Source organism: Pseudoalteromonas sp. 13-15 (genome assembly GCF_001468205.2).
In the GTDB taxonomy this organism is placed as follows: Bacteria; Pseudomonadota; Gammaproteobacteria; order Enterobacterales; family Alteromonadaceae; genus Pseudoalteromonas; species Pseudoalteromonas marina.
Genome location: NZ_CP019162.1, coordinates 161,785 through 186,827, shown reverse-complemented (window position 1 = coordinate 186,827; position 25,043 = coordinate 161,785). Strand labels below are relative to the sequence as shown.

The window sequence follows — 25,043 nt, the reverse complement described above, 5'->3', positions numbered from 1 at the left end:
ACATATTCTATATGTTCGTCTCAAATATAGAGCTTAGGGTTAAAGTTATAAATTCAACCATTAAAATGTAATCAGGAAATTTCTAACGTAATCAGCAGACCTTATTAGCTAAAGGCCTGATTTGTGTAAAACAGTGAAACTTTAACATAGGCTTTATTAGCAACTGGGCTTGATACACAAGCAAACGCTAAAGCTCTGTCTGTCAAATAACAGTGGCTGCTTAGCATTTATGTTAGGGTTGGCTTTTAATTATAAATAGGTCAGATAAAATCAATGGCATTAATACGTAGCACGTTAATAAATTTAAGTTTAGCAATACTCGTGTTTTACTTAGCAAGTGCCTACCAAACGCGTAATTTACTTGAAACAAGCCACACTCCTGCCCCTTATTTTAACTTGCCTATTTTAAATAAAAATAACGAAAGATTTAGTATTGCAGAGCTTGAAGGGAGAACAACCATTGTGTATTTCTTTGCTCCTTGGTGCACAATATGCCGCTACAGCATGCCCAACTTACAAAGCACCTTAATAAACTCAGACATTAATGTAATTGGTATTGCCCTTGATTATAAAAATGAGCAACAAGTTACTCAATTTATTGATGACTTAAACCTAAGTATGCCCATACTTCTTGGTAATCAATATACCCAATCAAATTATAAAGTAAGCGCTTTTCCAACTTACTACGTAATAAATGCAAATTTACAGATAACAGCACACGCAATGGGCTATTCAACCCAATTAGGAATAGCGGCAAGGACGTGGTGAATTATGCCGTCCATGACTCGGTCAAATTAATGTTCATCGCAATAATAGAATGGCACAATCACTTTTTTGCGCTTTATTATATTTTTTAATCATTTAAACTAAATCGAATCAAATAAAGGAGAGCACTATGCTTACAGTAATTTTTGGCCGTGAAGGCTGCCCATTTTGTGTTCGTGCCAAAGATGTTGCAGAGCAACTTGCCAACGAGCGCGATGATTTTAAATTTCGTTACATCGACATCATAAAAGAAGGCATAAGCAAAGCCGATTTAGAGAAGTCAGCAGGTAAACCTTGCCCTACTGTCCCGCAAATTTTTGTTGATCAAAGTCACATTGGCGGTTTTACCGAATTTGAAGCTTATGCAAAAGAAAACCTAGGCTTGTACAAGTAGTCGTGCATTAAATTTGTTAACCAGTTCAATAATCCCACAATTGAACTGGTTAAATTTCAACCAACATCAAGCACATACAAATTAGTTTTAATTTATACAAGCATTTGCCTCGCTAATCCTATATAATGCGCGCCTCTTTAAATTCGTTGAGGCGTATTAATGTCAGAACCAGTCACGTTTGAATCTCTAAATCTTTCTCCTGCAATTTTGAAGGCAGTTGAAGAGTTGGGTTACAAGACACCATCTGAAATCCAAGCTCAATGTATACCGTTATTGCTAGAAAGAAAGGACGTACTGGGACTAGCACAAACGGGTACAGGTAAAACCGCAGCATTTGCACTGCCGTTACTAAACAATATTGACCCGTCTGTGAAACAGCCACAGATCCTTGTACTCACACCTACACGTGAGCTTGCGATCCAAGTTGCTGAGGCATTTGAACAATATGCAAAAGGTACTCGTGGTGTTGAAGTATTAGCACTATACGGTGGCCAAAGCTACAGCATTCAATTAAGCGCACTTCGTCGTGGCGCTCAAATCATTGTTGCTACTCCGGGTCGATTAATCGATCATATTAACCGTGGCACTATCAAGTTTGATGCTCTTCAAGCACTTGTACTTGATGAAGCCGATGAAATGTTACGTATGGGCTTTATCGATGATGTTGAAAACATCATGGAAAAAACACCGCGCGAAAAGCAAACATGTCTTTTCTCTGCGACCATGCCTAAGCAAATTCAAAACATCAGCAGCAAATATATGAATAACCCTGAACAGGTTCATATTTCTGCGCGTAACTCGACAGTATCGTCTGTTGAGCAAGTGTTTTGGAACGCAAGCGTACATAAAAACAAAGCGATTGTTCGCTTTTTAGAAGCTGAGCAATACGAAGGTGCTATTGTTTTCGTACGTACACGTAACGATACCGTTCAACTTGCTGAATTATTAGAGCGCGAAGGTTTCTCTGCAGCTCCGCTTAATGGTGACATGAACCAGCAAGCACGTGAACGCACTGTTGACCGCTTAAAAAGTGGCATGCTGAACGTTGTTATTGCAACAGACGTAGCAGCTCGTGGTCTTGATGTAGACCGTTTAAGCTTAGTTATCAACTACGACATTCCACAAGATTCTGAAGCCTACGTTCACCGTATTGGTCGTACAGGTCGTGCAGGTCGTACTGGTAAAGCAATTTTATTTGTTAAGCATAACGAACGTTACTTACTTAAAAATATCATTCGTCATACTAAGTCTGAAATTGCACAGGTTGAATTACCAACAGCTAAAGTTGTTGAAGAAAAACGTATCGCTGCGTTACAAGCAAAATTAAGTATTGCGCTTGAAAACAAAGACATTACGTTCTTTAACGAAGTGGCTACTAACATGGCTGAAAAGCTTGACCTTCCTCTTGAAAACTTAGCGGGTGCTTTACTGTGTTTGGCACAGCAACAGTCGCCAATTAAAGTTGAAGAAGTTAAGATTCAACCACGTGAGCGTAATGAACGCAATTCACGCAATGACCGTGGTGATCGCGGACGTCGTAACGAACGTGGTGGTGAACGTTCTGAACGTAAACCGCGCGAGCGTAACAGCCGTGATGCAGGCCCTATGGATACTTACCGTATCGAAGTAGGTCGTGAGCATGGTGTTCAGGTTAAGAATATTGTTGGCGCAATTGCTAATGAAGCTGATATCTCAAGCAAGTTTATTGGTGACATTCGTTTACACGATCAACACAGCACTGTTCAGTTACCACAAAACATGCCTAAAGATGTACTGGATCATTTCCAAAAAGTGTTTATTTGTAAACGCCCAATGGGTATGACAATTACACAAGATCAAGGCCCAGCTGAACCACGTGGCGAACGCCCATCTGGTGATAGAAAACGTAACGATGGCCCACGCGGTGATAAGCGTAGCGGACCTCGTAAAGAACGTCGCCCAGTTAGCTTTACCGCTAAGTAAGCAACAATTCTTTAATAAAAAAACCTTGGTACGAGAGTGCCAAGGTTTTTTTGTGTCTAAAATTTAAGTAATGGTTCAAGCTGTTCTGCGTAACTCACAACCGCAAACCATGATTATCTTCAAAGCACAGCGACTATAAACTTCTGTGTAAATTCATTCAATTAAAACTAAAAAGCCTCACCATTTTATTAATAGTGAGGCTTTTACTGTATTGTACCGAATGCTCTATGTTAAGGCGCTACTACTGGATACACGTAACTTGCATCTAACCCTAGCGGAATACCCAATGCCCAATAACCGAGTAGAAACAAGCTCCAACCTATTAAAAATGCAACCGAGTATGGCAGCATCATCGCTATTAGCGTCCCAATTCCCGTACTTTTAACGTACTTTTGACAATAGACCACAACTAATGGGAAGTAAGGCATAAGCGGTGTAATAATATTAGAGCTAGAATCACCAACACGATAAGCCGCTTGCGTTAAATCAGGTGAAATACCCAGTTGCATTAACATAGGCACAAATACCGGCCCTAGTAATGCCCACTTGGCCGAGCTAGAGCCTACGAATAAATTAACGAATGCGGTTAAAAATATAATACCTACCACCGTTACCGAACTTGGAAGAGCCATGGCTTTTAATAACTGCGCCCCTTCGATTGCAAGTAATGCCCCTAAGTTAGATTTACTAAAGGCAGCAATAAATAACGCACAAAAGAATGCCATAACAATGTAGTAAGCCATACCGCCCATTGCCTTGCTCATGGCATCTATCATATCTTTAGAGCTTTTAAATGTACCTACTGTAAAGCCATATACTGCGCCTGGGATCCAAAATAACAAAAAGATCAACGGCACAATAGATTGCATCAAAGGTGAACGGAAATTAGTTAAGGAGCCATCGCTACTACGCATGGCTGAATCTACCGGTGCAGAGACATACGCAAGTAAAGCAATGCCTGCAATCATTACGCTGCTTGCTATGAAGAATGCGCGCTTTTCATCGCTTCGAGCATCTTCAAAAACAGGTAAATCTTCACTGTTTCCATCAAGTGGCGTATTTTGTAAACGAGGTTCAATAATCTTATCGGTAATATACCAACCCAGTAATACAATAAACATGCTTGATGCTGATGCAAACGCCCAATTATTTAATGGATTTATCGACATATCAGGATTAATAATATGAGCAGCACTTTGTGTAAAGCTTTGTAGTAGTGGGTCTATTCCGGATGGAATAAAGTTGGCGCCAAAGCCACCACTTACACCGGCAAATGCCGCTGCAATCCCGGCTAATGGGTGCCTTCCTGCTGCATAAAAGATTACGCCAGCTAACGGTATCACAAGCACGTAACCTGCGTCCGTCGCTGTATGGCTTACAATAGCAACTAAAATAATAGACGGTGTTAACAGCTTTTTAGGCGTTACTTTTAACATTAGCTTAAGGCCAGTATTAATAAAGCCTGAGTGCTCAGCTACACCAACACCTAACATAGCCACAAGTACTACGCCTAAAGGAGCAAAGCCGGTAAATGTTTTTACCATTGAAGATAAAAAAGTGGCCAACGAATCGCTTGCAAGCATGTTGTTTATAATAATTGCTTCGCCTGTACGCGGATCAATTGCATCAAAACTTACGCCAGAAAACCACCACGACAAACCCCATATTAATAACATAGCAAATAAAAATATAATTGCTGGATCAGGTAGCTTATTACCAACCCGCTCAACTACATTCAAGAAGCGCGCAACAACTCCTGAAGGTAAAGCATCTTGATTATTACTCATTGTATTTCGCTCATTAAAATTTATTTAAGTAACAATATCGCATTAATACGCAACAGTAAATTAACGTAAAAAGCTATTTTAGGAACGTTAAATAAAAAAAGCACGATTACCAAAGATAATCGTGCTTTTTTTGTTCATTTGGTTACTAAGCGAGCGCTTTAACTTCTTCCCATAAGCGAACAACTAGTGCCTTGTCTTCTTCGTTAAGTTCTCCGTTACGGTACGCTTTTACAAGACTTTGCTCTACTGTTTCGTTTAACTGCTCAATACTGATAGTAAGTTGCTCAACTTCAGCATAGCCTACAGCAAGATCAAAATGACCACGTAAGTAGCCGCCTGCAAATAATTCGTCATCCGTTGCTTTGATAACTAAATCATCATAATACTGTTGAGCCGCGTCAATATAGTTTACTAAGGTCACTTGTTTATCTCCTGATTTTGTATAGCACCCGTTTCATCTTGGTATTGGTGCCCTACTGCATACATAATATGGTCGTTAAATCCGGTGGTTACTTTTATGTAACCTGTTAATTCGTCGTCTAGTTCGTTGTCGCCTGTATCGCAAATTAACGGGCGGTTATTCAATGCCTGTAGCTTGGTTTTTGTTGCAACAACAATAATATTCTCTTTGCCAATAGCGCGGATAAGCGCAGGGCTTAGCTGCTGATTTCCGCGACCAAAAATATGACCCTGCCCACCAATTAAAGTGATCACAAGTTTGGTCTTTTTCTTATGGGTGAGTTCAAGTAAGTCGGCGGCTGTTAGGTCTTGGCCTACAAGTGTTTGATCTTTTATTAAATCAACACCCAACAAAGTATTTTCAAGGCCCATTTCTTCCATTATAGCTTCGACTGTTGAACCACTACCCATAATGTAAAGTGTGTCTTCGTCCATTTCGCTCACAACGTAAGCGGCTATATCTGAAAGTACTAATTCGTCTGTTTCTTTCCCGCCATTTTTTACAGCTTGCACATAACGTACTTCGCTGGGTATTTGCATTTCGCCAAATCGTTTAGCTTTTACTGTACCCTTCCTAAATGCGTCTTCGTCAATATCCATCACATCGGCATCAGCTAACGTCACTAATTCGCCTTTTACGAGCATTTCAACAACTCGCCCTGCAGCTTTTGGTGTAATGGCATATACGCCAGAGTGGATTTTACAGCCGGCAGGAATGCCAAGTACTGGGACAGTATCTTCAATGGCATGGCAAATATTACGAGCGGTGCCATCGCCACCTGCAAATAAAACTAAATCTACATCGGCATTTTTTAACACCTTTGCGGTATTCTCGGTATCATCCGGCGTTGTTACTGCGTCTGTGTTGTATACAACTTCAACATTAAAACCTAAAGCTTTTGCTGTTTGTTCGCCCATTTCGCCATTTACGGTATAAATAACAAGCTGCTCTTTATACGGTAACAGTATTTCTAGTGCGACTTTAGTACGGCTATTTGCTTTAGGTTGTGCACCTAGCTCAATCGCTTTTGCTGCGGTTTGCGCCCCATCACTTCCCTTGAGGGCGACACTTCCGCCTAATCCTGCTACAGGGTTTATAATTAAACCTAATTTAAACTGCATCACAAAACTCCTGAGGGTGTTGCCAATCAAACTGATTTACAGTCATTGGCCATGGTGTGTGATAAAAACGAGTAAGCGCGATTAATAATGATTGAGTTCGTGCATTAAAACCACTTTCAATCAACGTAAGTACGCGCTGGTGCACCCGCTTTTGAAAATCAAAACGACACGTTTGCTCACCATTTAAATTATCTACCGATACATTAAAGGAAAAACCCGCTGCGGTGCTTAATAGCCATTCAATGGCTTGTGGCTTGACTTCTACACTTTCGAACTCAGCCTGCTGGTGTTTATCGCGGCCATCGGGGCAATACCAATAGCCGTAATCTTCTTGTTGTCGACGATCAATGCCCGCAACCAGCCAATGGGCTATTTCATGCAAGGCACTGGCATAAAAACCATGTGCAAACACAATTTGATGATAAGGGGTGTCTTGTGTTGCGGGAAGGTACACGGGCTCACAATCACCTTTGATCAGCCTTGTATTATGGCTTTGGTAAAATGTGTTTTCGAAAATAGAAATAAGATCAGCGATTTGATGCATATAATACGACTAATTCGTCTCGGTTAAAGCGCCTTTTGGCGCACTAAAAACGAGACGAATTGTACGGGCTTTTATAGCTAAAGTAAAAGTCGCTTACTGACCTATATTTATAAATCAACCCCAGCTTCATCTGCATCAACAATATCGGTTTCTTGCAGTGCTTGAGTTATCCAGCTTTGTAATACAGGGCATGCTAATACATGTTGGCAATAACTATTAGCGGCTTTAGACAAGGTTACCTGATAGGTTTTCAATCGCAGTACAATGGGGGCATACATTGCATCAACAATACTAAAATCGCCAAACATCCACTGGTTTGGGTAAATCTCTTGCTGTTTAGCAAATATGTCGTCGATGCGGGCGATGTCTTTTTTAGCATCATCTGAAAGTGTAATTTTTCGCTTTGCCCTTATATTCATTGGCATTTCACTTCGAAGAGCCATAAAGCCTGAGTGCATTTCAGCGCTTAAAGCTCGTGCAGTTGCACGCTGCGTTACGTATTTAGGCCAGGCTACTTGCGAAAGGTACGCATCGTTAATGTATTCACAAATAGCAAGTGAGTCCCACACATGTAAATCACCATCAATTAATGCGGGTACTTTTTGAACTGTAAAATGTTTTTTTAACTCGCAGTAAAAGTCTGGGGTATCGAGTACAAGCTGAATTTCATCAAACTCCAATTCAAATTTACTCATTAAATACCATGCGCGCAATGACCAGCTTGAGTAGTTTTTATTGCCGATAAATAATTCCATTACCTATTCCTTGTTAAAAACGAACTTCCCAACTGTACATTAATTAATCGCAAAATAAATACTAAAAATTACCCGTTACTGTTTTTATTTAGTTGCTTAGTAATATACTTTTTCAGTATGAGTGTATTTCGGGTGTTAGCTTTAAAAAACGCATCAAATATATCGCCAAAAAGAGGGATTGATCCGATAAAAAAATCTATCAGCATATTAATAATTATCCGCAGTTTAACATGCCAGCTAATACCTAACTTATGAGCCTCAAATAATACGTAACTAGATAAAATAAGCCCTATCACATCCCCTACAACGGGTACAAAACCAATAACCGCCTCAATACCAAACCTAAAGTTTGTAAAAGGAAAACGAATACTACTGTCGGTTAGTTGACTAAACCTTTCTAAGCGTTTTAATGCTGCTTGGCGGTGTTGCGTGTTTGTCTTCATAACCCCCCTATCTTTAATTTCATAATTTGACAATTACTAATTTTTATAATTGTTAATTTAAGCGCACTAAGGTACGTGTTCTTTTCGGCTCTGTTAAATAAAGAAATTGCTGAAAATCATGGGATGCATTTATTAGCATTTTCCCATCATCTTTGCCGGTGAATATAGTTTTATTACGACCTGTTTTAAAGTCTATTTCATTTATCTCATAACCGTCTTTATCTGCAAGTGTGACTGTCATCATTGTAGCTCCGGCACTCAAACCGATGATCTCTTTTGCAGTTGATTGCCAAACAGTCTCAAGTTCTTTGTTTTTGTTCAATCTAAAGATCTGTTTTTCATTGGAAAAATAAACCTGATCCTGTTGATCAATATCCATGGCATAACATGCCAATCGCTTTCCAGAGCCTGTATAAGGTGTTAATTCGAGCGTTTCTAAATCAAATTTAGCTGGGTGAAAAGTAACACCGTCTGCAGCGCGATAAGAAACTAAAATAGCGTCTTCGTGGTGATACATTTCTCGTAGATAAAATGAATGATAGGAGTGAGGAATACTCACAAAGCTCTTTTCTTTGAAATTAATTCGAAAGAGTGTATTTTTACTAGCAGTGATCACCTCTTCACCATTTTTTGACCAAACTATACCAAATAGTTCTTCATTATCTGGATTCGAAAAAATCAGCGTTTGCGTGCTATTTTCATACAAAAATAATTGCTTTGTACCAAAACGATGAGATTCAAATACAAATTTTGACGAGTCAGGGGAATACACAGGTAAAAAGTCGATCGATGAGGTATCTACAAGGGTTTCAAATTGCGTTGGCGCTTGACGAGTAGAGCGGGTGATATCCACATCAATCTTAACTAATTCCATTAAAATATCGTTACCTGACAACGAGAAATGCGCGTCTCTAATAATGTGGTAGTTATTAAACGCCAACTTTTTTAGTTGCCCTTGTAAATTTAATAACTGGAGTTCATGCTTATTACTAATCAATAATTGTTGTTCATCGGGGTGCCAGCTCAATCCCTGTACTGAATCTTCAACAATCGCTAATGTTTTCGTTGTGCTTGTCTTAATGTCGAGCAAATCAACTCTGTATTTATTTTGCCCAGCTTCATAAGCTAGTGCAATAGACTGCTGGCTCGGTGATAATGCCTGCAACTTCATCCAATCCTGTCCTGCGGATGACTTGATAACACGTTTTTCTTGCGTTGTTAAATCAATTGCACTTAGTTGAGTATGATTATCGCTTTGGCGTTTTTCAATAAAATAAATATGGTTGTCACTGGCCCACTCTAACTGCTGACTCGTCACAGTAAAGTCTTTAAAAGTATAAACTTCTCTGTAGTTGGCAGGTTGTAATGTCAGTTTATCTAAGGTGAAATACCCCAGTGTTTGAGTATCTTGCTGGTGCACAAATGCGACTTCACTGTCCTCTCTGCTCCAGCCTAGGCTGTGATAGGTTGATTGCTTCTGGGTTAATCTAATTTCTTTTCCTGAGCGTAAGTTTTTTAACCAGATAGTTTGATTTGGCTTATCACCACGCACAAACGCTATATGCTCACCATTATGTGATAAGGAAATACTGGATTCATTTTCTTCACTCGAAGAAATGGGCATCAATTTAGTAAAGTGTGTTTTTACTTGGGGTGTATCGGGATACAACCAACTTACAGCCCCAATCAACGTGACCATTAAAATGACCAACGCAGACAAATATATACGCTTGGGTTTATTTAACTGAGGCTCAGCTACTTCGAGGCTATATCCACGTTTTGGGTGAGTAATAATATAGCGTGGATTTTTTGAGTCTTCACTCAATGCTTTTCTTAGCAATGCAATACAGCGCTGTACATAACTGGGGCTAAATGTCGCATTGGGCCATACGGCTGAAAAAATTTGTTCTTGGCTAACCACAGTACCCCGGTGTGAATAAAGGTATTGCAGTACATCCATGACTTTAGGTTCAACGACTTGCTCTGTGTCAGCTGATGATATTTTACATCGACTGACATCTATAGCAAATTCCCCTATTACAAACTTGCCCACTAGCTACTCCAATAAATTATTATAAATCATATATTAAGGTTTTCTTAAGAGAAACTCTAGGCTAATTCCATTGCTGCTTAATCAGTTACCCGCAATGCTGCTCACATGATTCATTAATAATTAAAATCCATGCTTCGTATCATATTTATTTTAACCATTTTTGTTAGCGCCTTTTTGCTATTTCAAATTCAACCTATGCTATCTAAAGAGCTGTTACCGCGATTTGGAGGCGGCGCATCGGTGTGGTCAGCCAGTCTGTTTTTTTATCAAACTGTTTTATTACTTGGCTACTTTTATGCACATTTTTTAAGTCGTTATCCTTTAAAAAAACAAATGCTAATCCATATTTCGCTTGTTGTTTTAGCAAGCTTAATTAGCCTAAACAAGGTCCATGTTAATTTAAACTTAGCTCCTAACTGGTCCGTAATGGCAAACTTACTAAATCAAATTGGCTTAGTGTTTATGTTACTGAGCGCGACTAGTGTGCTTATGCAACGATGGTACATTGAGCATGGTAAAAATACCGTGCCCTATCATTGGTATTCGGTTTCTAACCTTGGCTCTTTATTAGCCTTAATAAGCTACCCAATCGTATTTGAAGTGTTTTTTTCACTGCCACAACAAAAACATTACTGGCAAATAGGGCTGCTTACCTACTGCATGCTATTAATCTGTTTAGCTTATAAACTCTTAAGCAAGAGCAGCAAAGTAAGTAACTCATCACTACCACACGTTCAAACCATTCTCAAAAAACCAAATGTGCTTTGGATTATTTTATCCGCAACAAGCTCAATAATGCTAATTGCGACTACGCAAATGATCAGTACTAATATCCCACCTATGCCACTTGTATGGGTGGTGCCGCTTGCTATTTATTTAGGTAGTTTTAGTTATACGTTTGCCAATAAAAATAACTATAACCGTTCTGTTTGGGTATATGCTTTTATATTCAGCGCATTTACAGGTCTAATAATGTACTTTTTAGGAAGTCAGTTTAATGCAATTGCACAAATTGTTATTTATAGCTTTATACTATTGAGTGGCTGCATGATTTGCCATGGGGAACTGAGGCAACTCGCACCACAAAGTACATTACTAACACACTTTTATCTATATATTGCTTTAGGTGGCGCACTTGGCAGTTTATTTACAACGTTATTTGCTCCACTGCTGTTTGAACAAATCACCGAGTATATCGTCGCTTTAGCAGTGCTGCTAATTCTTATTAGTTACATTCATCTGACTCAATTTAAAAAAATAAATACGCTTTTAATCGGTACGACAGCTCTGTGGTGTGGCTGCTATTTAGTTCTTTATTCTAGTTTTAATCAATATAACGTTGCATCGCAGAGAAATTTTTATGGTTACCTCACAGTAAAAGATATCAATACTCCCGAGCTTGCACAAAGGCGCTTAATTGATGGCACCACAATACATGGCTCGCAGCCTTTGCATGGTCAAGATGCACTCGCTAGCAGTTATTATAATCAGCACACAGGCGTTGCTAAATCGCTCGCAATACTTAAAAGCCAAGAAAAGCTCAACATGGGCGTGGTAGGGTTAGGTGCTGGAGTGTTGGCTAGTCTCGCTGACAAGCACGATTCAGTGCATTTCTATGAGCTAAACCCCGCGGTATACACTATGGCAAATACATATTTTGATTACCTTAAAAACAGCCCTGCTAAAGTAAATGTCACCATTGGTGATGGCAGAGTCGCATTAGCAAACGAGTTTAAAAGTAATGCACCTTTAATGAATGCATTAGTCATAGATGCATTTTCAAGTGACGTCATTCCCACCCATCTATTAACTCAAGAAGCGTTTGAGCTGTACTGGCAACGATTAAGTGAAAACGGTATTTTAATCATCCATATATCAAATAATCATATAGATTTACTACCAGTGATCCAAGCGCATAGTACTTACTTTGATAAAGCATTAATAAAGTTTAAGCACAGTGCAAATAAATTAACTGCATTAGACTCTGAATGGGTTGTATTAACCAGCAACCAACGGTTTTTAGATACTGTTGAAATCAGTGAGTTATCGCCAATCAAATTCTACCCAGACTCTCAGTTAGTACACTGGACGGATCAAAAAAATAGCTCATTACCCCTAATAAAATTTTAAACCGAAAAATGGGACTTCGCCCCAAAGTATTATAGGTGTTCTTTATTCAAATAAATCAATACCTACTTAAACTTTCACAGGACTATAGATTTCTGGATTTAATTCAGTTACCTAGCGCTGCAATATTGAGTAAACCAATATAAAATTTATAAGAAAAATAAACATAAAAAAGCACGGTATTAAATCGTGCTTTATTACGCTTAAAAAATTAATTTAAAAACAATGAGTCAAACTGAACCATTAATTGGCCCGTGCTCGTGGTTTACATGCGGGTTTTGCCCGCGCTGGCGCAGTAAATGGTCCATTAATGTAATAGCCATCATAGCCTCAGCAATAGGTATTGCTCGAATGCCCACACACGGATCGTGACGACCTTTGGTGATCATCTCAACCGCTTCGTTGCTTGTATTAATGCTCTTACCAGGGATAGTAATACTTGACGTCGGTTTTAACGCAATAGACGCTACTATGTCTTGCCCTGTAGAAATACCTGCAAGCACACCACCAGCATGGTTAGATGTAAAACCCTCAGGTGTTAGTTCATCACGATGCTCTGAGCCTTTTTGTTCAACAACGTCAAAGCCATCGCCAATTTCTACACCTTTAACGGCATTAATGCTCATTAGTGAATGCGCAATTTCAGCATCTAACCTATCAAATACAGGCTCGCCTAATCCTACCGGTACGTTGCTAGCCACCACTTTTACTTTAGCGCCTACTGAGTCACCTTGTTTTTTTAGGTCACGCATGTATTCATCGAGCGCTTCTAGCTTGCTTACATCAGGAAAAAAGAACAAGTTGTTTTCAACTTCATCCCAATCGTAACTTTCTGCTTTAATAGGACCTAGTTGGCTTAAACATGCTTTTACTTCAATACCATGAAATTGCTTTAGATATTTTTTAGCAATGGCGCCAGCTGCAACCCGAATAGCGGTTTCACGTGCAGACGAGCGGCCACCTCCACGATAATCACGAAGGCCATATTTGTGCCAATAGCTGTAATCACCATGGCCAGGTCGAAACACGTCTTTAATTTTGCCGTAATCTTGTGAACGTTGATCGGTATTTTCGATTAATAAACCAATACTTGTACCCGTTGTTTTACCTTCAAAAACGCCTGCTAAAATTTTTATTTGATCGCTCTCGCGGCGCTGCGTGGTGTATCGGCTTTGGCCTGGTTTGCGGCGATCTAAATCTATTTGTAAGTCGGCCTCTGTTAATTCAAGACCTGCGGGAGTGCCGTCAACGACGCCGCCTAAAGCAACGCCATGGCTCTCTCCAAAAGTGGACACTTTAAATAACTGTCCAATGCTATTACCTGCCATTAACTTTCCTCATTCCTAATGACGACAATTAGCTGGGCTAATATGCCCAGCCATGTATTCACTCGCGTTTAAGTTAGTTCATATTAACCTAAAGCAAGTCGTGTTATTTTGAAAAATACTCATCTAGCTGTTTTTTGCTAATAACAAATACGCCTAACCCACCTTGCTCAAACTCAATCCATTCAAATGGCGCATTTGGATATAAAGCATCCATATGTACCATAGAGTTCCCCACTTCTACAAATAACAAACCGTTATCGGTTAGATGATTGCTGGCTTCGCTTAAAATAGTACGCGTTACATCAAGACCATCGTGCCCTGATGCAAGGCCTAGCTCTGGCTCATGGTGAAATTCACGCGGTAAGTCTGCCATGTCTTCAGCATCCACATACGGTGGATTAGCCACAATTAAGTCGTACTTTTGGCCCTCTACGCCACTAAATACATCTGATTGAATAGGCAGTACTCGATCACTTAACATATAATCATTAATGTTGATATCAGTTACTTCAAGCGCTTCATACGAAATATCAACAGCATCTACTTGCGCTTGCTCAAATGCTTGTGCAAGTGCGATGGCTATACAACCCGACCCTGTACATAAATCTAAAATACGATTTACCGAGTTTGGCTCAACAAGCCAAGGCGTAAAACGATTGCTAATAAGTTCTGCAAATGGTGAACGAGGAATTAGTACACGTTCATCTACGTAAAACGGCATACCTGCAAACCATGCAATGTTAGTTAAATAAGGAACTGGAGTGCAGTCGTTTATACGCTCAGCAATAAGACTCGCTAGTCGGTTTTTTTCTGTACTTGTTAAACGCGCATGCATTAATTCTTTTGGTGCATCAACGGGTAAGCTAAGCGCTGGTAAAAGCAGGCTCACAGCTTCATCCCACGCGTTATCTGTTCCGTGTCCAAAAAATATACTACTACTTGCAAATTGGCTTGTAGTCCAACGTAACCAGTCATGTAAAGTTGACAGTTCTGCAACAGCTTCTTCGAGTGTTGCTTCTTCAATTTGTAAATCGCTCATATATTTTTACCTGTATTAGCTTACTGACTGTTTTGAGTCTTTAAGACGATTGCATTGCCTATATTGGCTTAGCAAATTACAATTGCCTCTCATTTAAGTATTGTACCGCCTTTTGCGCTGCGTTTTTACGTTTTTTTGTTTAGGTAATTGTTATGAAAAAAGACTCTCCATCACCATCGTCCCTAAGCAATGACGACATAGACTTATTTCGCCAAACGATCACAGGCGCTAAAGTATTTAAACAAGATACTCATCGTTTTGATACAAAACCTAAGGTGTCACAAGCAAAGCAATTTGCCCAGCAAAAAAAGCAGGCTCAATCTGAATTTTATTTCTCAGATGAATATATTCCCGATATAGACACCCACGGTACTGTCCATTATGTAAAAGAAGGGCACGACACTTATTTACCTAAGCAATTACGACGAGGCGACTTTGCACCTGATTTAACGCTTGATTTGCATGGCTTAAACAAAGAAATTGCTAAAGATGAATTAGCAGGACTCATTCACGAATGTAAAAAACAACATTATTATTGTGCGTGTGTTGTGCACGGAATTGGTGGTGGCATACTTAAACATAAAATTCCTCAGTACCTAGTTCAGCACCCAGACGTAATTGCAATGCATCAAGCGCCACTTGAATACGGTGGTAAAGGCGCGGTACTTATTTTGATAAACTTACCACAAAGCGATGAATTTAGACGCTAACCCAACATATTACTAGGAAGTAATTACGTGCATATTGTTTCTATTATTTTTCCACTTATATTCATTGTCGCATTGGGTTATGGCTGTTGCCGGCTTTCTTTTTTTAACAAACAGCACATTACAGGGCTGAGTAAATTTACTTTTTACATAAGTTTGCCGGCTTTTTTATTATTGAATATGTCGCAAATAGACTTAAAGCAAAGCATTAGTCTTTCTGCATTTTTAAGTTTTTATATCCCGGTGTTGTGTATTTTTGGATTAGGTATTTTAGTCGACCGATTTTATTTGAATAAAAATAATAGTAAAAATTACCAAAAACACGGCGTATTTGGTCTTGCGGCTAGTTACTCAAACATGGTGTTGGTAGGGATTCCTATCATTATTGCATCGCTGGGCAAAGAGAAAATAGCCATTGCTTTTATGATCATCACCTTCCACAGCACTTTATTATTTGCACTGACCTATTTAATTGGGGCAAAGGGCAATAGCAGTTCGTTCTCGTGGTCACAGTTTGGCAAAAGCATGGTGCTTAACCCTATTGTTTTAAGTATTGGTTGTGGCTTAATCATTAACGTTTCGGGCATTGTATTATTTAAAAACTTAACGGACAGTTTGGCATTATTAGCAACCCCTGCAATAGCCTGTGCGCTATTTGTATTGGGCGCAAACCTAGCGTTTTATAAAATAGCAGCAAACTGGCAACCTGCTTTAATTGCCTCGATTTTAAAAATTATGATATTGCCGGCAGGCGTACTATTTATTGGGTCGTATATATTTAAGCTCGACCCGCAAATACTAACCGTACTAGTTTTATTAAGTGCCTCACCTGTTGGCGTAAACGCCTATTTAATAGCGAGTCAAATTAAACAACATGAAGCAACGCTTGCAGGAGCGGTGGTGCTATCTACTATTTTAAGTGTAGTGAGTTTAACGTTTTGGTTAGCGGTTTTACTTTAATTTATAAGCCACCAGCTACATCAATAAAAGTGCCTGTAGTAAATGAAGCAGAATGTGAGGCTAAAAAGTATATTGCAGCAGCCACTTCTTCAGGTTGCCCACCCCTACGCAGAGGAAGATTACTTTTAAGCCGTTCTACCCGCCCCTCTTCACCACCATCTGTGTGCATATCAGTGTAAATAAGACCTGGCCTAACACAATTAACACGCACGCCTTTACAAGCAACCTCTTTGGCGAGACCAATGGTTAATGTATCAATAGCGCCCTTTGTCGCTGCATAATCAATGTATTCATTAGGTGAACCTGTTTTAGCCGCTACCGATGACACATTAACAATACTGCTACCGGGTAACATACGCTTTATGGCTTCTCGGCTACATATAAATGTACTGGTAATGTTTGTAGTGAGTAATTCGTTAATTCGCTTTGCGTCCATGTTTAGCAGAGGCATTTGAGGTTTAAGCACACTGGCATTATTTACAAGCACGTCGAGCCGACCAAATACTTTATCTATACGTGAAAATAAATCGTTAACATCGCTCTCTTGAGATACATCGGCCCTTACTAGTTCGGCTCGTACACCATAACTTCTTACTCTATCGGCAACGTATTCTGCTTGAGTTAAATGGGTCTTATAGTTAATACATACATCATATCCGTGGCGCGCAAAATAAACAGCGGTGGCTGCCCCTATACCTCGGCTAGAACCGGTTATGAGTACCACCCGCGATTTGTTCATACAAAATTAGTCCTTTAGCGCTGCCACTACCGAAATTTCGACCAATAGCGCATCGCGCGCCATTTTAGCTTCTACACAGGCGCGTGCTGGTGCATAACCTTCTGGTATCCATGCATCCCATACAGCATTCATGTCGGCAAAATATTCCATACTTTTTACATAAATTGTTGCGCTTAACATATGCTTTTTTGAGCTACCTGCCTCATCTAGCAATGCTTCTACTTTATCGAGCATGGTTTGCGTTTGCTCTGTTATTCCCTTTTCAGCATCAGCGCATACTTGTCCACACAAATACACAGTGCCGTTGTGCTTTACAATGCGGCTCATTCGCGCACCGGTTTGAAGACGTTCAATGGTCATATTAGTCTCTTAATTTATAAATCGGCAGGAGCGTTTATATTTATATATTCGCTACGATTCGTATTTTCATTGTAATGAATGACAGCCACAGCGCCTGTATTAAATATAGGCATGTTTCCTGGGCAAAGCTGATCAACCAAATAGCTCACTATTGGCATATGCGCTACAATTAACCAGCTATTACACTCGGGGTGCATTTGGATGAGTGTTTCAAGGTAATCAGCTGCAACATGCGGTTTGCCTTCCGGGGTAATATCGGCACACGTTTCGCTATATTTAAACGTGATGCTTTCAGCGACCCCGTTTGCTGTTTGTTGAGCTCGTACGTAAGGGCTAACTAACAATGCATCCGGTTTTTGCGTATTGGCAAGCCACTGCCCCATTTTTTTTGCTTCTAAATGACCCACTTGGGTTAAATTTCTTGCCGCATCATCGGCCTGCATAGGTGCAGCTTCGCCGTGGCGCATTATTAAGATTGTTTTCATAAAAAATCAACCGATTAAAGAATATAAACAGTAGCCAGTTTGCTCACTTGTCAGCTATATTAACAACATAAACTTATTTTTTCTAAAATAGTTCTTTCACGACATTCAGGTAAATCTTTTAGCACACCCTTGCTGCCCTGAAGTTATCCTCTGTTGTTATCAAGTAAACGTTTAGTTTCAGGAGCACCATTTGAATATCAGCCGCAATGATAATAGAGCATATCGCGCCCTTACACTGGACAATGGTCTAAAAGTATTGCTTGTGCAAGATAAAGATTCAACAAAGGCTGCAGCATCAATGGCTGTAAATGCGGGCCACTTTGACGATCCTGCTGATAGGCAAGGTCTTGCTCACTTTTTAGAGCACATGCTTTTTTTAGGCACAGACCAATTTCCAGATTCTGGAAGTTTTAATAATTTTGTTTCGCAAGCAGGCGGAAACACAAATGCATGGACCGGTACAGAACACAGCTGCTACTTTTTTGATATAAACAATCAAGAGTTTGAACACGCATTACTACAATTTAGCCGCTTTTTTATTGCCCCACTGTTAAGTGCTAATGAGACAGAAAAAGAACGTAATGCCATAGATGCAGAATTTAAATTAAAAATTAAGGACGATGCCCGTCGCATTTATCAGGCCCATAAAGAAACGGTTAACCCTGCGCATCCTTTCGCTAAGTTTTCTGTTGGTAACCTGCAAACACTCGCAGACAGAGAACGCTGCATTAGCGACGAACTTTGTGACTTTTTTAATGAGCATTACCAAGCACAATGGATGACATTAGTTGTATGTGCAAACGAAAAGCTAGACACTCTTCAAACCTGGGTAAAAGCTCACTTTAGCCAAATTTCAGGAAATAAAGCATCTGTAAAACCTGAGATCAGCGAGCCACTTTATCGAAAACAAGACCTAGGGAAAATTTTACACATAGAGCCACACAAACACATGCAAAAACTAATCGTTAGTTTTGCCATGCCTAATATTGATGACTTTTACCGACATAAAACCGTCAGTTTTATTGCACATTTACTCGGTTATGAAGGACAAGGCTCACTGTATTCTATTTTAAAAGAGCAAGGTTGGATAAATGCCCTTTCAGCGGGAGGGGGCATTAACGGCAGTAACTTTAAAGATTTTAATGTCAGCATGGCGCTTACCGATGAGGGTATAGAATATTTTGAAGATATTATCGAAATGCTTTTTGAGTACATATGTTTAATTAATGCCAACACAGAAAAGCTGCCCCGCTTATATCAAGACAAAAAAAATCTTTTACAAATTGCGTTTGATAACCAAGAAAAATCACGACTTATTGATTGGGTAAGTAGTTTGAGCATCAATATGCAGCATTATGACGAATGCAACTATGTACAAGGTGACTACCTAATGGAAGGCTTTAATAAAGCAACGCACGAAATGGCGATGCAATGGTTAAAACCTAACAATATGCGTATTGTACTCATTCACCCTGACGTAGAACCCGAGCATAAAACTGCGTGGTACAACACACCCTATAAAGTAGAAAAAGTATCACCTAGTTGGCTTGATGCCCTTAGTGATATCAATAAACCACTTAAAGATATGTACCTACCCACTGCAAACCCATATCTCACTAAAGAGGTTGAGCTTTTCGAAATAGAAAAGCCCCAAGAGCAACCCACACTTTTAGTAAAAGAACCGGGGTTTGATTTTTGGTTTAAACAAGACAGCACATTTAGAGTAGCGAAAGGTCATTTTTATTTAGCTATGGACTCTGACTTTGCGGTAAAAGACGTAAAGCACATGGCGCTAACACGCTTATTTACCGATTTATTTATGGATAGTGTTGGCGAACAGTTTTACCCAGCAGAACTGGCTGGTTTAAGTTATCATTTAACCTCCCACCAAGGGGGACTTACACTACATACTGCAGGGTTATCATCGAGCCAATTAGAACTCGTCGATGAACTTTTAGATGCGTTATTTAATGTAGATATATGTGCAAAGCGCTTTGCCGAGTATAAAAAACAACTTGTTAGGCATTGGCGTAACAGCAACCAAAACAAACCTGTTAGTGAGTTGTTTAGTATTTTAGGTGCAAAACTAATGCCTTGGAATCCACAGCCTAACGATTTAGCAGAAGCGTTAAAAGCAACAAGTTTTCAGCAATTTAATGAATTTAGACAAGACTTTTTTAAGGCGTTACATGTGGAGTCTTTTTTACATGGTAACTGGCAAGAAAATCATGCTTTAGAATTTCAAAAAAAGGTGGCTGCACATTTGCAGAATGCCACAACTATCGACGATTTAAGACGCCCTTTATTTGAAATAAAAAAAGCAACACGTTATGAAATTGAGTTACCGTGTAACGATCATGCCATGGTTGTGTATTACCAGGCACAAACCAATGACGTGAACGAAAAAGTTAAAATGATGGCGTTAAATCATTTAATGAATCAAGACTACTTTAACGAGTTGCGCACAACACAACAATTAGGTTATTTGGTTGGTGCGGGTTACGCGCCTTTTAACACCCGGGCAGGCATTGCTTTTTATATACAGTCCCCTAAATTTGACTCAAAAACCTTGCTACATCGCCATACTCACTTTGTGAATCAATATTTAAGTAATATCAATGAGCTAGACGAGCATAGCTGGCAGCAACAAAAGCATGGTTTAAAAACGCATATTGCAGAAAAAGATAAAAACTTACGTTTGCGCTCACAACGCTTATGGCTTGCCATAGGTAACAGAGATCATAATTTTGATATGCAAAAACGATTGCTTTGTGCACTGAACATGCTGACTCTACAAGAAATTAAAGATTATGCTCTGGTACTTTTTGATGAAGATAGGCCAAGATACGAGCTTTTAAGTAACGCTAAAGTTAATAAATCTCAAAAAACACCGGTTTACTCGCATTCTCTTTGACTCTTGAATGTGCTTGTTTTAAATTGTCATTAGTAAATTAGTAGTAATAAAAAATGATAATAAAAACAATAAAACTAAACCTATTCGCTGTATTACTTGCTTACTCGTTTGATACTTACGCCTTTGAGTCTTCATTTAAATACAATTCAGACACTCTGCTGTTATTGTCGAGCGCTATTATTGCGCTCGCTTTGCCATACCTATTATTTGTTATATACAAGCTTAGGCGCTCTCGTCGCCAACTTCGCCTCTCTGAAAAACGTTTAAAAAGTACCGTTGAAGGCAGTGGTGACACCTTGTGGGATTGGAATATAAAAACAGGCGAAGTTATTCGTATTAACGATAAATACATGATGAACTCCCCCACTATTATGGGTTTCCCACCAAATAAAGGACTTATACACCCACAAGATATTCCTCATGTTGAGCATCTACTAAAAAAACATTTTGCAGAGCAAAGCGTTTTTTTTGAAGCCACATACCGAATTAAAGATACATTTGGCAAGTGGCATTGGGTGCTTGACCGCGGCAAGGTTATCGAAAAAGATGCAAATCTAGCCCCGCTCAGAATGACAGGCACTGTTCGCGATATTTCACAGTTAAAATCAACCGAAGAACGATTAAATCTGTTTGCTAAATGTGTTGAGTCGTTTACTGATGCGCTGGCAATTTACGATAAGAACTTTAAATTAGTCGATATAAATCCCAGTTTTTTAACGTTATTTGGTGGTATGCGCGAACAATACCTAAATAAAGATTTTAATTTGCCTGGATACGATACAAGTTACGTTGAAAACATTATCGATGTAGTGCGCCAAACTGAGCATATTCAGCAAGAAATTAAACTGCGCAATAATGAGCGTGTATTGCTGCCAATAGAAATATCAATTGATGAAATTAAAAACGAGCAAAACCAAATTACTAACTACGTGGTTGTTTATTCTGATTTAACAGAGCGAAAAAAAGCAGAGTCGCAGCTGCATAATTTATCAAATCGAGATCGCACAACAAGCCTGCCTAACCGTAATTTATTTTTTACTAACTTACATAAACTGGTTCAGCAAGACGCTCACCATGCATTACTTGTTTTTGATTTAGATAACTTTAAAAAAATAAACGACTCATTAGGTCATCAACTAGGTGATAGTTTACTGGCAAAGCTTGCTATGCGGTTAAATAAACTCACCCGCGAAAGCGATGTATTTTATCGCTTAGGAGGCGATGAATTTGCGCTTGTAATGTCAAATACGAACGACCTTCATGTAATCACTCGCACTGCGAAACAGTTTTTAGCGGCTATTTCCACCCCATTTAAAATGGCAGGGCACGAGCTGGCTATTACCTCAAGCGTTGGTATTGTGTTGTTTCCTGAAGATGGAAACACACCCGAGGTACTACTTAAAAATGCAGATACCGCAATGTATCATGCTAAAAAGAAAGGTAACAGCTACCTGTTTTTTAACGACACCATGAACCGCCAAGCAGTTAAACGCTTACAAATTGAAAACCTAATGCGTTTTGGTTTGAAAGAAGATCACTTTGAAGTCTACTATCAGCCAAAAATGAATATACGCACGGGCAAGTTAACAGGCATGGAAGCGTTAGTCCGTTTTATTACTCCTAAAAAAGGAATAATAAGTCCGGGCGTATTTATCCCTATTGCTGAAGAAACAGGTCAAATAATAGATATTGGTGAAGTTGTTTTAAACAAAGCCTGTCGCGATGTAAAAAAATGGCTGGACGATGGACTGTTTAATGGGCGCGTTGCTGTTAACTTGTCTGCTAAACAATTTAGCCTTCCTGATTTAACATCGCGTATTGATATTATTTTGCAAAAAAATGCTTTGCCATCGTACTTTTTAGAATTAGAGATCACTGAAGGCACAGTAATGGATGATCCAAACGAAGCCATTAATATTATGCGCTCGTTAAGCGCCCGAGGTATTCATTTAGCCATGGACGACTTTGGTACTGGGTATTCTTCTTTGGCTTATTTAAAACAGTTTCCACTAAATACACTAAAAGTAGACAAGGCGTTCATTGATGATATGAAAAACGAGCGCGGCCGAAATATGGTCGATTCAATCGTCACGATTGCTCACAACCTTGACTTACATGTGGTTGCCGAAGGCGTAGAACAAGCACATCAAATAGACATTTTAAAAACGCTTAATTGCGAAACGGTACAAGGTTATTATTACTCAAAACCGTTATCTAAAGACGAATTTACTGATTTTTTAAAACAACAACAAAGTAAAGCAACGCCAAGCTTAATTAGCTCTAAAAAAAGTAATGTGGCGTCTATAAGCTAAGCGCGCCACATGCAGGTATTAACACCGACATATCTCAACCAGGCTCGCCTGTAATGAACGTTAAATAAAAACCAAGCCAATGGGCCAAGCAGCGCACTAAGCACAAGCCAGCGCTTTACGGGCATTCCTTTTTGTATTGTGTCTAAGTACATAAGCGGGATAAACAAACTGCTAAGTAAAACAAACCACAAAACCACATACCTTATCTAATTAAATTGGCGCGCAGTTTAGCGTTTCTTCGATTAAATTTAAAGCAATACACCTTTAACAAAAAGGCAACGTATTTAGGCCTGTTAATCTTTACGGGTTAAATTTTGTTCAAACCAGCGGCTATTTAACCGCGGCGCGAGGTTTGTGACCTAGTAGATTAAGTAAAAACTGAGTAACAAAGAGTCAATAGCCCTTAGGAAGAACCCTTTGGGCTGCAGCTGTTTAGTATTAATGCGACGTTATCGCCAGTTGATGGGGAATAACCACACTACATAGGCTCTGCCTTACCTACATACCAAACAGACAGCTGCAAATTTAACCTTGAAGGATCAACAGACCCTAGCTAAACCGCAGCTTTTTAATTTAATTAATAATTTGATGAGCGCTACTTTTCAGCACGCCCCATAAATTTGTTTTCAACCGTATTGATACGAATGCGATCGCCCGTTGAAATATGCTCAGGAACAGATATATTCAAACCAGTAGACATGCGTGCTGGTTTTGAACGAGCACTGGCTGAAGCGCCCTTAATAGAGGGATCAGTTTCTTCTACAACAAGCTCAACGCTTGAAGGTAAATCAAGCCCTACTGGCGCTCCATCAATGACAATAACGTGCACCCCTTGGGTTTCTTCATTGATGAACAAAACTTCTTCACTAATGGCATCTTTATTCAAGTTATACGGCGTGTAGTCTTCGCTATCCATAAACACGTATTCGTCGCCATCTATGTACGACAGCATAGCCTCACGACGAATTAAGTCAGCAAGCGTTAGCATATCGCTGTCTTTAAACGTCTCATCAACCTTGCCACCGGTTACTACATCGTATAAACGCATACGGTATAAGCTTCCCCCAGCACGGCCTTGAGGAACAGAGCGCACAATATCTTTTACTACTAATACACGACCATTAAACTCAATAGCTGTGCCTTTTTTTACTTCACTCGCCTTTGGCATGTGTAAATCCTATTATTTTTTTGATTGCCAGAAACATACCATGAACTGAACTTTGTTCAACAATAAAGTGAGCTAAAACGGCTTATACCTTGTATTGACTTGTAAAATCTATATTTATACTAAAATACATATAATCAATTCATTAAAAAACTGCTATGGTGTATCTACCTAGTATGACTTCAAGGAATGGATCATGGATCAAATAAAAGTACATGAGTATTTAATCAAAAAGCCACTTGTGTTGGTTACAAAACCATTTGCTCAAGAGGTTGATGTCTATAAAGTGAATCATAAAATGTTCGCCACGCTTGCTGTTGGTAACGATGGTGAAACAAACGAAAACGGTGAAGTAATTTGGTGGCTTAATCTAAAGTGTGATCCCGATGAGGCACTTTCGTTACGCGATATTTTCCCCGCGGTTATCCCAGGCTACCACATGAATAAGCGTTTATGGAATACGGTTATTTTAGACGGTTCAATCCCCCAAGGTGAAATTGAACGCATGATTGATAATTCGTTTAATTTAGTCGTGGAAAACATGCCTGAAAAAGACCGTAACATGATAGCGCAACATTTAAATGCTGATTAAGCTTACTTATAAGCCTGTTACTTAGCCTAGT

23 protein-coding genes are annotated in these 25,043 nt (G+C 39.3%); 9 read left to right on the top strand and 14 right to left on the bottom strand.

What is annotated here, in order from left to right; genetic code table 11:
* Positions 1 to 273 precede the first annotated feature (273 nt).
* From ATS72_RS00910 to ATS72_RS00900, 3 genes are all read left to right on the top strand, one after another.
* A complete protein-coding gene (locus ATS72_RS00910; protein ID WP_006793366.1) occupies positions 274 to 768 on the top strand; it encodes a TlpA family protein disulfide reductase in 495 nt (164 codons plus the stop codon).
* A gap of 127 nt (positions 769 to 895) precedes the next feature.
* Positions 896 to 1,159: a GrxA family glutaredoxin gene (locus ATS72_RS00905; protein WP_010555975.1), complete on the top strand. Its 264-nt coding sequence runs from the start codon at positions 896 to 898 to the stop codon at positions 1,157 to 1,159.
* A 159-nt stretch (positions 1,160 to 1,318) separates the two neighbouring features.
* Positions 1,319 to 3,121: a DEAD/DEAH box helicase gene (locus ATS72_RS00900; RefSeq protein ID WP_006793364.1), complete on the top strand. Its 1,803-nt coding sequence runs from the start codon at positions 1,319 to 1,321 to the stop codon at positions 3,119 to 3,121.
* A gap of 230 nt (positions 3,122 to 3,351) precedes the next feature.
* Here ATS72_RS00900 and ATS72_RS00895 read toward each other — a convergent pair whose 3' ends face one another.
* From ATS72_RS00895 to ATS72_RS00865, 7 genes are all read right to left on the bottom strand, one after another.
* Positions 3,352 to 4,908 (bottom strand): AbgT family transporter, encoded by a 1,557-nt coding sequence (locus ATS72_RS00895; protein ID WP_058428602.1) that lies wholly within the window; start codon positions 4,906 to 4,908, stop codon positions 3,352 to 3,354.
* Positions 4,909 to 5,053: 145 nt separating this feature from the next.
* On the bottom strand, positions 5,054 to 5,329 hold the full coding sequence (locus ATS72_RS00890) for a YfcL family protein (RefSeq protein ID WP_006793362.1): 276 nt from the start codon (positions 5,327 to 5,329) through the stop codon (positions 5,054 to 5,056).
* Positions 5,326 to 6,489 (bottom strand): ATP-NAD kinase family protein, encoded by a 1,164-nt coding sequence (locus ATS72_RS00885; protein WP_058428601.1) that lies wholly within the window; start codon positions 6,487 to 6,489, stop codon positions 5,326 to 5,328. Before ATS72_RS00885 ends, ATS72_RS00890 begins: the two co-directional genes overlap by 4 nt.
* Positions 6,479 to 7,033: an elongation factor P hydroxylase gene (locus ATS72_RS00880; RefSeq protein ID WP_058428600.1), complete on the bottom strand. Its 555-nt coding sequence runs from the start codon at positions 7,031 to 7,033 to the stop codon at positions 6,479 to 6,481. Before ATS72_RS00880 ends, ATS72_RS00885 begins: the two co-directional genes overlap by 11 nt.
* Before the next feature lie 107 nt (positions 7,034 to 7,140).
* The gene (locus ATS72_RS00875; protein WP_058428599.1) at positions 7,141 to 7,788 is read right to left on the bottom strand and encodes a glutathione S-transferase family protein; all 648 of its coding nucleotides are present in this window, start codon (positions 7,786 to 7,788) and stop codon (positions 7,141 to 7,143) included.
* Positions 7,789 to 7,856: 68 nt separating this feature from the next.
* On the bottom strand, positions 7,857 to 8,231 hold the full coding sequence (locus tag ATS72_RS00870; RefSeq protein ID WP_058428598.1) for a DUF4112 domain-containing protein: 375 nt from the start codon (positions 8,229 to 8,231) through the stop codon (positions 7,857 to 7,859).
* Positions 8,232 to 8,283: 52 nt separating this feature from the next.
* Positions 8,284 to 10,284: a winged helix-turn-helix domain-containing protein gene (locus ATS72_RS00865; RefSeq protein ID WP_235591619.1), complete on the bottom strand. Its 2,001-nt coding sequence runs from the start codon at positions 10,282 to 10,284 to the stop codon at positions 8,284 to 8,286.
* Positions 10,285 to 10,458: 174 nt separating this feature from the next.
* On the opposite strand from ATS72_RS00865, the gene ATS72_RS00860 reads away from it, so the two are divergent.
* Positions 10,459 to 12,414, top strand: coding sequence for a fused MFS/spermidine synthase (locus ATS72_RS00860; RefSeq protein WP_235591618.1), 1,956 nt, complete (start codon positions 10,459 to 10,461; stop codon positions 12,412 to 12,414).
* A 227-nt stretch (positions 12,415 to 12,641) separates the two neighbouring features.
* Here the strand turns inward: ATS72_RS00860 and aroC are convergent, their stop codons facing one another.
* A complete protein-coding gene (aroC, locus tag ATS72_RS00855; RefSeq protein WP_006793355.1) occupies positions 12,642 to 13,739 on the bottom strand; it encodes a chorismate synthase in 1,098 nt (365 codons plus the stop codon).
* A gap of 103 nt (positions 13,740 to 13,842) precedes the next feature.
* On the bottom strand, positions 13,843 to 14,778 hold the full coding sequence (gene prmB, locus ATS72_RS00850) for a 50S ribosomal protein L3 N(5)-glutamine methyltransferase (protein WP_006793354.1): 936 nt from the start codon (positions 14,776 to 14,778) through the stop codon (positions 13,843 to 13,845).
* A 152-nt stretch (positions 14,779 to 14,930) separates the two neighbouring features.
* Here prmB and smrB point away from each other — a divergent pair, with 152 nt between their 5' ends.
* Entirely contained in the window at positions 14,931 to 15,488 is a 558-nt protein-coding gene (gene smrB, locus ATS72_RS00845; RefSeq protein WP_006793353.1) for an endonuclease SmrB, read from the top strand.
* A gap of 27 nt (positions 15,489 to 15,515) precedes the next feature.
* Positions 15,516 to 16,445 carry an AEC family transporter gene (locus ATS72_RS00840; RefSeq protein WP_058428596.1) on the top strand — a complete coding sequence of 310 codons (930 nt, stop codon included), beginning with the start codon at positions 15,516 to 15,518 and terminating at the stop codon, positions 16,443 to 16,445.
* Between the two features lies 1 nt (position 16,446).
* On the opposite strand, the gene ATS72_RS00835 is transcribed toward ATS72_RS00840, so the two are convergent.
* Genes ATS72_RS00835 through sixA form a run of 3 tightly spaced genes read right to left on the bottom strand, consistent with a single transcriptional unit; the run spans position 16,447 to position 18,029 of the window.
* Positions 16,447 to 17,184, bottom strand: a complete 738-nt coding sequence (locus tag ATS72_RS00835; RefSeq protein WP_058428595.1) for an SDR family oxidoreductase — start codon at positions 17,182 to 17,184, stop codon at positions 16,447 to 16,449.
* Between the two features lie 6 nt (positions 17,185 to 17,190).
* Complete coding sequence (locus ATS72_RS00830) at positions 17,191 to 17,544, bottom strand: RidA family protein (protein ID WP_058428594.1); 354 nt, start codon at positions 17,542 to 17,544, stop codon at positions 17,191 to 17,193.
* Positions 17,545 to 17,558: 14 nt separating this feature from the next.
* Positions 17,559 to 18,029 carry a phosphohistidine phosphatase SixA gene (gene sixA / locus ATS72_RS00825; protein ID WP_033019453.1) on the bottom strand — a complete coding sequence of 157 codons (471 nt, stop codon included), beginning with the start codon at positions 18,027 to 18,029 and terminating at the stop codon, positions 17,559 to 17,561.
* Positions 18,030 to 18,219: 190 nt separating this feature from the next.
* Between sixA and ATS72_RS00820 the strand changes: the two genes are divergently transcribed.
* Both ATS72_RS00820 and ATS72_RS00815 read left to right on the top strand, forming a co-directional pair.
* Complete coding sequence (locus ATS72_RS00820) at positions 18,220 to 20,943, top strand: insulinase family protein (RefSeq protein ID WP_058428593.1); 2,724 nt, start codon at positions 18,220 to 18,222, stop codon at positions 20,941 to 20,943.
* Positions 20,944 to 20,996: 53 nt separating this feature from the next.
* The gene (locus ATS72_RS00815) at positions 20,997 to 23,255 is read left to right on the top strand and encodes a putative bifunctional diguanylate cyclase/phosphodiesterase (RefSeq protein ID WP_058428592.1); all 2,259 of its coding nucleotides are present in this window, start codon (positions 20,997 to 20,999) and stop codon (positions 23,253 to 23,255) included.
* Here ATS72_RS00815 and ATS72_RS18920 read toward each other — a convergent pair.
* Positions 23,252 to 23,446: a hypothetical protein gene (locus tag ATS72_RS18920; protein ID WP_010555963.1), complete on the bottom strand. Its 195-nt coding sequence runs from the start codon at positions 23,444 to 23,446 to the stop codon at positions 23,252 to 23,254. The genes ATS72_RS00815 and ATS72_RS18920 overlap by 4 nt on opposite strands.
* A gap of 404 nt (positions 23,447 to 23,850) precedes the next feature.
* Positions 23,851 to 24,423 carry an elongation factor P-like protein EfpL gene (gene efpL, locus ATS72_RS00805; protein ID WP_058428591.1) on the bottom strand — a complete coding sequence of 191 codons (573 nt, stop codon included), beginning with the start codon at positions 24,421 to 24,423 and terminating at the stop codon, positions 23,851 to 23,853.
* Between the two features lie 193 nt (positions 24,424 to 24,616).
* Here efpL and ATS72_RS00800 point away from each other — a divergent pair, with 193 nt between their 5' ends.
* Positions 24,617 to 25,012, top strand: coding sequence for an MmcQ/YjbR family DNA-binding protein (locus ATS72_RS00800; RefSeq protein WP_006793344.1), 396 nt, complete (start codon positions 24,617 to 24,619; stop codon positions 25,010 to 25,012).
* Positions 25,013 to 25,043: the final 31 nt, after the last annotated feature.

Excerpts from the sequence above, each read along its gene's own strand:
- ATS72_RS00830 (WP_058428594.1), bottom strand. The coding sequence starts at position 17,544 with ATGACCATTGAACGTCTTCAAACCGGTGCGCGAATGAGCCGCATTGTA.
- ATS72_RS00885 (WP_058428601.1), bottom strand. The coding sequence starts at position 6,489 with ATGCAGTTTAAATTAGGTTTAATTATAAACCCTGTAGCAGGATTAGGC.
- efpL (WP_058428591.1), bottom strand. The coding sequence starts at position 24,423 with ATGCCAAAGGCGAGTGAAGTAAAAAAAGGCACAGCTATTGAGTTTAAT.
- ATS72_RS00800 (WP_006793344.1), top strand. The coding sequence starts at position 24,617 with ATGGATCAAATAAAAGTACATGAGTATTTAATCAAAAAGCCACTTGTG.
- smrB (WP_006793353.1), top strand. The coding sequence starts at position 14,931 with ATGAAAAAAGACTCTCCATCACCATCGTCCCTAAGCAATGACGACATA.
- aroC (WP_006793355.1), bottom strand. The coding sequence starts at position 13,739 with ATGGCAGGTAATAGCATTGGACAGTTATTTAAAGTGTCCACTTTTGGA.
- ATS72_RS00835 (WP_058428595.1), bottom strand. The coding sequence starts at position 17,184 with ATGAACAAATCGCGGGTGGTACTCATAACCGGTTCTAGCCGAGGTATA.
- sixA (WP_033019453.1), bottom strand. The coding sequence starts at position 18,029 with ATGAAAACAATCTTAATAATGCGCCACGGCGAAGCTGCACCTATGCAG.
- ATS72_RS00905 (WP_010555975.1), top strand. The coding sequence starts at position 896 with ATGCTTACAGTAATTTTTGGCCGTGAAGGCTGCCCATTTTGTGTTCGT.
- ATS72_RS00900 (WP_006793364.1), top strand. The coding sequence starts at position 1,319 with ATGTCAGAACCAGTCACGTTTGAATCTCTAAATCTTTCTCCTGCAATT.
- ATS72_RS00895 (WP_058428602.1), bottom strand. The coding sequence starts at position 4,908 with ATGAGTAATAATCAAGATGCTTTACCTTCAGGAGTTGTTGCGCGCTTC.
- ATS72_RS00875 (WP_058428599.1), bottom strand. The coding sequence starts at position 7,788 with ATGGAATTATTTATCGGCAATAAAAACTACTCAAGCTGGTCATTGCGC.
- ATS72_RS00815 (WP_058428592.1), top strand. The coding sequence starts at position 20,997 with ATGATAATAAAAACAATAAAACTAAACCTATTCGCTGTATTACTTGCT.
- prmB (WP_006793354.1), bottom strand. The coding sequence starts at position 14,778 with ATGAGCGATTTACAAATTGAAGAAGCAACACTCGAAGAAGCTGTTGCA.
- ATS72_RS00910 (WP_006793366.1), top strand. The coding sequence starts at position 274 with ATGGCATTAATACGTAGCACGTTAATAAATTTAAGTTTAGCAATACTC.
- ATS72_RS00880 (WP_058428600.1), bottom strand. The coding sequence starts at position 7,033 with ATGCATCAAATCGCTGATCTTATTTCTATTTTCGAAAACACATTTTAC.
- ATS72_RS00870 (WP_058428598.1), bottom strand. The coding sequence starts at position 8,231 with ATGAAGACAAACACGCAACACCGCCAAGCAGCATTAAAACGCTTAGAA.